The following is a 351-nucleotide window of genomic DNA, read 5'->3' on the forward strand; positions in this document are numbered from 1 at the left end:
TGCTTTTTTATATGTTCTTTCCATCTTAATTGTCCGACTACGGAGGAACAAATCACCGACAGGCAAGTTCTTTTGGGAGTAACCCAAAAGGTTTCGAGTAACTCGAAACATACCTTGCTGTGTCTTTGTGGACACAATGTTTTGGAAAGAATAAAACCTAATACCATTGAAAACACTGCGGTGGTTCGCCCAAGTGGCTGGAGGCGCAAAGCCTCCAAGGAACGGCTCGTTTTTCGCTATGTCCAAAGGATGAAACAAATAAATCCCGAAGAATGGGGGACATAGAATACCATTCCTCGGGATGAACAAAAATGTATTCCTGCATGTCATACGTTTTATATGTCATACGAT

At 41.9% G+C, this 351-nt stretch carries 1 protein-coding gene; it reads right to left on the reverse strand.

The annotated features are described in order from the left end of the window. Positions 1-157: 157 nt before the first annotated feature. Positions 158-351 (reverse strand): hypothetical protein (locus KTQ90_RS13620; protein ID WP_217318866.1); only part of this gene is annotated, 194 nt, incomplete at its 5' end.

The sequence above is a fragment of the Leyella stercorea genome (assembly GCF_019052365.1).
Lineage (GTDB): Bacteria > Bacteroidota > Bacteroidia > Bacteroidales > Bacteroidaceae > Prevotella.